Origin of the sequence: Streptomyces sp. MMG1533 (assembly GCF_001279775.1) — a bacterium.
In the GTDB taxonomy this organism is placed as follows: Bacteria; Actinomycetota; Actinomycetes; order Streptomycetales; family Streptomycetaceae; genus Streptomyces.
Map to the genome: position 1 here is coordinate 1 of NZ_LGDG01000033.1, position 1,215 is coordinate 1,215.

2 protein-coding genes and 3 pseudogenes are annotated in these 1,215 nt (G+C 67.4%); 4 read left to right on the plus strand and 1 reads right to left on the minus strand.

Going from position 1 to position 1,215, the window contains the following annotated elements:
• The 3 genes and pseudogenes from ADK57_RS48815 to ADK57_RS49815 form a co-directional block, all read left to right on the plus strand.
• Positions 1 to 87, plus strand: a pseudogene (locus ADK57_RS48815) (IS5/IS1182 family transposase); the annotation flags it as partial.
• 105 nt (positions 88 to 192) lie between these two features.
• On the plus strand, positions 193 to 564 hold the full coding sequence (locus ADK57_RS06635; RefSeq protein WP_053748415.1) for a hypothetical protein: 372 nt from the start codon (positions 193 to 195) through the stop codon (positions 562 to 564).
• Positions 565 to 677: 113 nt separating this feature from the next.
• Positions 678 to 923 carry a hypothetical protein gene (locus ADK57_RS49815; RefSeq protein WP_159050020.1) on the plus strand — a complete coding sequence of 82 codons (246 nt, stop codon included), beginning with the start codon at positions 678 to 680 and terminating at the stop codon, positions 921 to 923.
• Here ADK57_RS49815 and ADK57_RS47005 read toward each other — a convergent pair.
• Positions 919 to 1,120, minus strand: a pseudogene (locus tag ADK57_RS47005) (IS5/IS1182 family transposase); the annotation flags it as partial. The gene ADK57_RS49815 and the pseudogene ADK57_RS47005 overlap by 5 nt on opposite strands.
• Between ADK57_RS47005 and ADK57_RS48820 the strand changes: the two are divergent.
• Positions 1,109 to 1,215: pseudogene (locus ADK57_RS48820) on the plus strand (IS5/IS1182 family transposase); the annotation flags it as partial. The pseudogenes ADK57_RS47005 and ADK57_RS48820 overlap by 12 nt on opposite strands.

Consider the following 1,215-nt stretch of genomic DNA (forward strand, 5'->3'; position numbering starts at 1 on the left):
TGGCGGATCTTCCGACGAGCTCGGTGCAGCCCGAATCGAATGACGTCAATCGCAGCAGCGGTCCTCGCTCTGGAGCGGCAACGCTGAAAGACCTCACTGGGAACCCTACAGAGTTATAGGTGCTCCGTGAGCGTCATGCCTTCTATGTTGGCCGCGGTTGACCAACCACCACCGAACACGGGGAGACACCTCATGCGCAAGCGCATCGCCACAACCTTGGGAGCCGCAGCCGCGGCTTTCATGCTCGCCACCACCCCCGCCTCAGCAGCAGGGTCCGACACGATCATCGTCGACCGCCCGGGCAAGTTCCAGTACGAGCGCTCGTGCAATAACATCTACACGCTCTACGTCACCTCGACGTCGGCACGGGCCATCAAGGGCGATAACCCTACCGACGGGACGGCCTGGTGCGACGGTCACGCCTGGCTCCGTGTCATGGGTGACAGCTTGGGAGATTGGCGCCACGACGCACGAGAGGTCAAGCTCACCAGCCCCAGCGGCAAGTTCCGCTGGGCGTACATCAAGGGATGCGCCGACTGCCACGCCTACATCGTGTACCCGTAGCAGTCCTGAGCTTGGCGTTTAACCTCCGCCGTTCACCTGACCCGCTGATCTTGGTTCGTTCCCGGACAGCAGGGCGGCCGTTCTTCACGCTTCGAGGTGTCGAGCAACGTTGCGTGAAGGAACGGCCGCTGGTGGAGAGTCTCGCCGCTGAGGCGACGACCGTGTCCGGGTCGCCCGTCACGACGCGGTCCGCGGGCGCGGGCCAGCTCGGGCTTCGTGGGCGCGGCGAGCAGTCCGTTGACGGCGAGCGCGGCCGCGGGGTCGGAGTCGGGCAGCCGGTTGACGGCGGCCTGCTCGTCCTCGCTGAGCGAGTCCAGCAGGCCGGTGCGGGCGTGGGTGCGCAGCAGGGCGTGGCGTAGGACGTCGGGGGCGAGGCACGTTCACCCCGTGCCGGCGGTGCTTGGCCGAGTAGTCGGCGCGGCCGGTCGCCGAGGCGGTCGCACTCGGCCAGGGTGCCGTCGAGCAGGACGAACTCAGGGTCTGCCTCGCGCAAAGCGCGCAACAGACCGGGCGCGCGGTCAGCCAGGAGTTCGATGGCCGTCTTGGTGTAGGCGTGCAGGTGGTCACGGATCCACACGGCGAGGTGCTGTGGTTGTCGCCGGCCCTGCCGGGGCGCTGCCATGATCTGACCGTGGCCCGTGCCCATCGGAT